Below are 5,638 nucleotides of genomic sequence, written 5' to 3' on the forward strand. Positions count from 1 at the left end.
CATTTCAATTACACTCCCCTAAGACTGACGTATTAAAATAGACTGCTGGTGATTGTATAATGCTTCAACATGAGCAATATGTTGTGCTGAATCAGCAATTTGTTCAAACGTATCTTTTGATAAATGGATGACCGTGTTCCGTGTTAAGAAATCATTGACCGATAACCCATTGGTAAATCTAGCTGTTCTATTTGTAGGTAATACATGACTTGGACCTGCAACGTAATCTCCTATGACCTCTGGCGAATAATGTCCAATAAACAATGCACCCACATATTTCACTTTTTCAATATATGGTTGAGGATTTACTGTTTGAATCGACGCATGTTCAGGCGCGATTGTATTCATGACATGGCATGCTTCATCAAAATTACTAGCATGGATAAGATAGTGTTGATTAGCGATACTTTTAGAAACAATGTCGTATCTGTCCACATTAGGCAATGCTTTAGCAATACGTGATTCTAAATCTTTAAGGACTTGCGCATCTTCACTAATGACATATGTACGTGCTAATTCATCATGTTCTGCTTGCGCAAATACATCATATACGATGGCATCTAAATCTGCGGTGTCGTCAATAATCAGTGCTATTTCTGTTGGTCCTGCAATTTGATCAATACCTACCTGTCCAAATAAATATTTTTTGGCATATGCAACAAATTGGTTACCTGGACCTACAATCTTATCAACTTTAGGTATCGTTTCTGTTCCATAAGTCAATGCAGCAATACTTTGAGCACCACCAACTTGAAACACTTGATTAACTTGCGTAATATAACATGCAGCTAATACCTCTTGGGATACTCCGTTAGGTTGAGGTGGTGTCACAACAACAATATTTTCTACACCTGCTACTTGTGCTAAAGTCGCTGTCATTAGAACCGTTGATGGATAACTTGCTTTGCCACCAGGCACATAAATACCCACACTTTCTAGTGGATGGTATATTTCATAACACTCCACTGATTCTTCTAACTGTTGATTCGTCTGTTTAATACTTTCTTGATATGCTTTAATTCTTTCATAACTTTGTTGTAATGCTTGTTTTGTTTTTTCATCTAATGTGTCAAATGCTGCTTTAATTTGTTCATGACTAATTTCTAAATGATCTGTTTTCGTATGATCGAATGTTAGATTATACATTTTCAAAGCCTTATCTCCATGAACTTTAACTTCCTGACAAATATCGCGAATAATTGGATACAATGACTCATCTAATGGTGCTTCTAATGAAAATTGATTTAAAAATTGTTGTGCATTAAGCATTGGCAATAGACACCTCCAAAGAGCGAATAAATTGCTCTATTAATTGTGATTTTTTAAAATAAGCTGCTTTATTAGTTATTAATCTTGCATTGATATCACTAATATGTTGCTTTTCAACCAGTCCGTTCGCTTTTAGCGTAGTACCTGTTTGAACGATGTCGACAATTCCGTCTACCATATCTACAACACAGGCCAATTCAACAGAGCCATTCAATTTAATCAATTCGACATCAATACCTTTTGATTTAAAATATGTTTCAGCAGTATGAACATAACTCGTTGCGATTTTACGATAATTGGTCGTTTCAGGTTTCGCTGCAACCGCAAAATGACATGCTCCAAAAGGCATATTCAACAAATTATTAACATTATATTGGCGCTCATCTAATATGTCGCTACCAACAATGCCTATGTCGGCCATTCCTTGTTCCACATAGATTGGCACGTCACTTCCTTTTACTAAAATGCATTCAATATTATCTACACTTAATAATAATTGGCGTTCTCTATTTTTTAATGTTTCTGATAATGTCGTAAATTCAATTGCATCTAAATAGTTAATTAAACTATCCATTAAACGCCCTTTTGCTATGGCGATTCTTAACATTGTGCATACTCCCTTACTTAAGTGTTAATCCTAATCCAAACCCTTCGATGCTTCCTTTGTAATAACCACCTGTTAAAACTCGAGATTCATTTTCAGCAAAATGACATTGAATAAATAAGCCTGTGTAATAGGATCTAGGTGGCTGCGCAGTAATATCTAAATGGATGTCTTTGTAACCTTGTGTATGTAACCAATGTTCCCATATTTTTAATTCAACGAGTGCTGGATGGTCATTTGGAATATAGTGTTCCAATACATTTAATTGTTGTTGCGTATTCTCTTTCAAGATTTGCACGATTGGATGTTCAGTCGACAAATATGTAACTAGTCCCGATAAATTACGTTCCTCAATCATTGATAGTATGTCTGGTGTTTGTAACGATTTATCGAGTAAGGCATCAAGCAATTGATAATGTCCCAATACAACAAAATGCACGTTGTCTCTCAACTGCTGTTGAATAAACTGAATAAATAGCTTTAAGCTCTGTTGTACATTCGCTAATGATGGTGCATAGTTTTCCAAACCCACTTGTACAGCCGCTTCATTATTCCGAATGATTAAACCTGTGTATGCCACTTTTGTTGCTGCAGTTGGATACATTGAGTAATAACGCAATAATTGATCTGTAAAATCATTTCGAAGTGCATAAATTTGATGCTCATGTTGCCAAAAATTTCGCTCACCCATCTGCTGCAAATCCTCATGGTTCAATTGTTTCCAGTCCAACTTTTCAACCACACTAAAATCAACTAACTCATAATCCGCTTTATTAAAATATTTTAAAAATGCTGTTTCCGATTCTTTTAACGCAATTAATTGTTCTGAATTATTCACTCGACCACCCTTTACTTTCAATACTGTATTTAAAATCACTTGGTATTTTCGTTGTTTGCTTTACTTCTCTACTACACTAAAGTGTAATATGATTAATAACTTATCATTTTTAGCAATACATTACAACCTTTTTCAGAAAATTCGGTGTATTGTTTTTAAATTTTTACAAAAGAAAAAGGCAAGACATTTGTGCCTATAAAAATGCTAAACCAAGATTTTTATATTGAAGTTGTACTTCTTGCACATATTGTCCTTGCCTTATTATGTAAAGTTATTTTCTTTCTATCTTTTTATTAAATTTAACTATTCTTCATAATCCCGATTACCTTTAAAGAATTGTCTATCTTGTTTACTATATACATTTTCAGGATTAAAAAACGGTTTGAGTTTATATTTAAATTCAAATAAGTTTAGACCATCAATCGCAACCCTATCTTGGTAAACGTTCGTTGCTGATATATCTGTAAAATTGTTTGGACCGACACCTGCAATAAACTTAAACTCTGCTTCATCTACCAAATAATCATACGCTTGTGTATGTCTATCCTGTGCGCCATGTGGAAATACAAACATATCTGTTTTACCTACAATTGGTTCAACTTCATCTTTCCATCTTTTAGTATCACGTTTAATACCTTCTAAAGATGTTTTTTCAAAATTAATGTGACCATATGAATGACTCGCAAATGACCATCCATCCCGTTTCATTGCGCGAACAACTTCCTCAGCTGCCTTTTTATTCTTTGTATAATCTTTACTCGTTAATTCATTCGTGCGATAACCTAATACGCCCTCATAACCGGTTAAAGCAACAACACCCTTTTCACCATTTAAAGAAAAATCTGGATGCTCTTTTACAAATTTATTTAAAATTGGCACGATATCATTGTCATCAGAATAAGTAGCATGGCCTTTTGAGTCTGTCGTTTCAGATACAACATGTTTATTTTTATCGAGTACTAAACGGTCAGCATAACCATGGTGTCTCATGTAACTATAGTAATTCATATCATCAATTGAGATGATTAGTGGCTTTTTACCTTTCGGCAATTTTATTTTTTTGGCTTTTACATGATGAGATGATAAGTCGTATACATCATGTGGATTAACGATGATGTAATTATTTTTATATAATTCGTTCAATGATTTTTTAAATTCACTTACAGTAATCATCCAATCATTGTTGCCCTTAGCTTGGTGTGTATCTCCTGTAAACGCAACTTTTGGTTCTGTAATTAATGGGTGATAAAACACATGATAAACTTGGCCGTGATATGTTTCCCAATGTTCATCCATTTTCGATTTATGCTTTGCATACTCATTTGGATTAACAGATTTATTTTGAGCTTTCTCATTTTTCTTGGAACAGCTATATAGCAATGCAACTGATAATAACAGAAAAAATAGCAATAAATATTTTTTATGCATTAAACATTCTCCCTATGTTTTATTATGCACAATTATAACATTTTTATTATGTGGCTCATAACTTTTTAAGAAACTGTTGGGATTTTAATTTTATTTTTTAGATAATGTCATAGTATTTTATTTATAAAACACAATATCTCCTTGATTGATAATGTCGTCCATAGCTTTGTCTCGCTTGAATTTAAGCCTTTCTGCTAAATTTATTGAACGTTGGTTACACTTATTTGTCCTGATAACTTTTACTGTTTCTTGATCGATATAATTCACAAAATTTGTGATTGCTGTAATAGCCTCACATGCGTACCCTTGTCCTTCAAAACTTGGATGTAATTTATAAAATAAATTTAGTACTGTTTCTTGCTTTAATTGTCGATATTCATATCCACAAATACCAATAACACTACAATCTATTTTTTTCACCAATACAAAGTAACCAAATTGATATTGTTGCCAATGGTTTTGCCATTTTTCAATCCACCGTTGTGTGTCTAATTTGGAATTATGTAAACCTTTGGGAGTGTATATATTTGCTTGTGGATGACTACAAATATTATAAAGTTCAATTAAATGCGAGGAACTTGGAATCATTAAATTTAATCTTTCAGTATTTATCATTAAATGTCTCCCTCCTATTTCTATTTAAAGACTATTTATATGAATACTAATGCCACGGGTTGAAATATCGACTATTATTTAAAAAGAATAATGTAACTACTAACATCAGAAGTATTAACGTCAAACACAAAACAACATAATCATCTTTTTTTAATTGTTTTTTGACGTACCAGGTTCTCCTTTTATACTGTCCGAATTGTCTTAACTCCATAGCAGTACTAATAGTGTCAATTCTTTCGATACTAGAAAATATTAAAGGTAACACAATGCGTTTGATACCTTTAACACGGCTAGTAAATTTCGCTTTTTTCGAATTATCATATCCTCTTGCTTGTTGCGCTTGTGAAATATTAAAATATGTTTCTTGAATATCTGGAATATACCTTAATGCTAGTGAGACTGCGTAACTGATTTTATAATTCACACCTAGCTGATTTAAACTTGCAGCAAAATGACTCGGATTCGTTGTGAATAAAAATATTAACGCTAAAGGAACTGTACTAATATATTTTAATATTAGATTAAAAAGATAGAATAATTCCTGTGATGTTAGCGTAAATCGACCAATACCATTGACTAACTCTGTACGCTGATTATAAATCTTCACACCATATTCAGGGTCAAATATGTATACGGCAATAATATTTAATATTGTGAAAAACAGAATGAATTTAACAACAAAGCGAACTTGTTTCCATTCAATATGAGCATATTTGAACAATAAAATAGATGAAGCACTAATTAAAATTAAATATCTTGTGTCATAAGTCACCATTGCAGAAATAGAAACAACTAATAAGAATAAAAGTTTAACAGTCGCATTTAATTGATGAATACGACTATTTCCCGGGTGAAAACCTATAGTATTATATTGATTCATTGGC

6 protein-coding genes are annotated in these 5,638 nt (G+C 32.6%); all 6 read right to left on the bottom strand.

The annotated features are described in order from the left end of the window. Window positions 1–18: 18 nt before the first annotated feature. Window positions 19–1,269: a histidinol dehydrogenase gene (hisD, locus tag IDG64_RS14160; protein WP_000930650.1), complete on the bottom strand. Its 1,251-nt coding sequence runs from the start codon at window positions 1,267–1,269 to the stop codon at window positions 19–21. Continuing rightward, window positions 1,262–1,876: an ATP phosphoribosyltransferase gene (gene hisG / locus IDG64_RS14165; protein WP_000944137.1), complete on the bottom strand. Its 615-nt coding sequence runs from the start codon at window positions 1,874–1,876 to the stop codon at window positions 1,262–1,264. The genes hisD and hisG overlap by 8 nt, the downstream gene beginning before the upstream one ends. 13 nt (window positions 1,877–1,889) lie before the next feature. After that, complete coding sequence (locus IDG64_RS14170) at window positions 1,890–2,711, bottom strand: ATP phosphoribosyltransferase regulatory subunit (RefSeq protein ID WP_001065588.1); 822 nt, start codon at window positions 2,709–2,711, stop codon at window positions 1,890–1,892. A 303-nt stretch (window positions 2,712–3,014) separates the two neighbouring features. Next, window positions 3,015–4,139 (bottom strand): polysaccharide deacetylase family protein, encoded by a 1,125-nt coding sequence (locus IDG64_RS14175; RefSeq protein ID WP_000549215.1) that lies wholly within the window; start codon window positions 4,137–4,139, stop codon window positions 3,015–3,017. Between the two features lie 117 nt (window positions 4,140–4,256). Next, complete coding sequence (locus tag IDG64_RS14180) at window positions 4,257–4,754, bottom strand: GNAT family N-acetyltransferase (RefSeq protein WP_000610973.1); 498 nt, start codon at window positions 4,752–4,754, stop codon at window positions 4,257–4,259. A 46-nt stretch (window positions 4,755–4,800) separates the two neighbouring features. After that, on the bottom strand, window positions 4,801–5,634 hold the full coding sequence (locus tag IDG64_RS14185) for an energy-coupling factor transporter transmembrane component T family protein (RefSeq protein WP_001077823.1): 834 nt from the start codon (window positions 5,632–5,634) through the stop codon (window positions 4,801–4,803). Window positions 5,635–5,638 lie beyond the last annotated feature (4 nt).

It is taken from the genome of Staphylococcus sp. EG-SA-15, assembly GCF_017151895.1.
Lineage (GTDB): Bacteria > Bacillota > Bacilli > Staphylococcales > Staphylococcaceae > Staphylococcus > Staphylococcus aureus.